This window comes from Streptomyces sp. ME19-01-6 (genome assembly GCF_033793745.1).
Taxonomy (GTDB): domain Bacteria; phylum Actinomycetota; class Actinomycetes; order Streptomycetales; family Streptomycetaceae; genus Streptomyces.
Map to the genome: position 1 here is coordinate 1 of NZ_JARAXF010000127.1, position 709 is coordinate 709.

1 protein-coding gene is annotated in these 709 nt (G+C 69.4%); it reads right to left on the reverse strand.

The window, feature by feature from the left end; all coding sequences use genetic code 11:
* A partial coding sequence (locus PV419_RS52960) for an acyltransferase domain-containing protein (protein ID WP_319701261.1) occupies window positions 1–709 on the reverse strand: 709 nt, incomplete at both ends.

The window sequence follows — 709 nt, forward strand, 5'->3', positions numbered from 1 at the left end:
CCATCACCGCCCACAACACCGGCTGCACCACATCCACCCGCTCCAACAACACCGGATCCACCAACGCCTCAACCAACGACCAGTCGACGTACGGCTCCAGCGCTGCCGCACACTCCTCCATCCGTGAGGCGAACACCGGCGAGGACTCCAGCAGGTCAACCCCCATACCCACCCACTGCGACCCCTGCCCCGGAAACACGAACACCGTCCGCGCATTCGTCAGCGTTCGGCCTTCCACGGCGGTCGGGCCGCCCGCACCCGCGCCGAACTCCGCGGCCTTGCCAAGGAGTTCCTCGACGGATCCGCCCACCAGCACCGCACGGTGCTCGAGCGCTGCCCGAGTCACTGCCAGCGACCGTCCCACATCCGTCGCTGAGGCGACGGGGTGCGCTGCCAGCCGCGAGGCCTGTTCCCGCAGCGCCACCGCGTCCTTCGCCGATATCGGCCATGGCGTCGGCGACAGGGACGGCACCGCACCGCTCACGGCGGGCTCGGCCCTGTCCGGTGCCTGTTCCACGATGACGTGGGCATTGGTGCCGCTGATCCCGAACGAGGACACCCCCGCCCGCCGCGGCCGACCCACCTCCGGCCAAGCACGCTCCTCCGTCAGCAACTCCACCGCACCCACCGACCAGTCCACATGTGAGGACGGCGCATCCACATGCAGCGTCCGCGGCAACACCCCATGCCGCAACGCCATCACCATCTT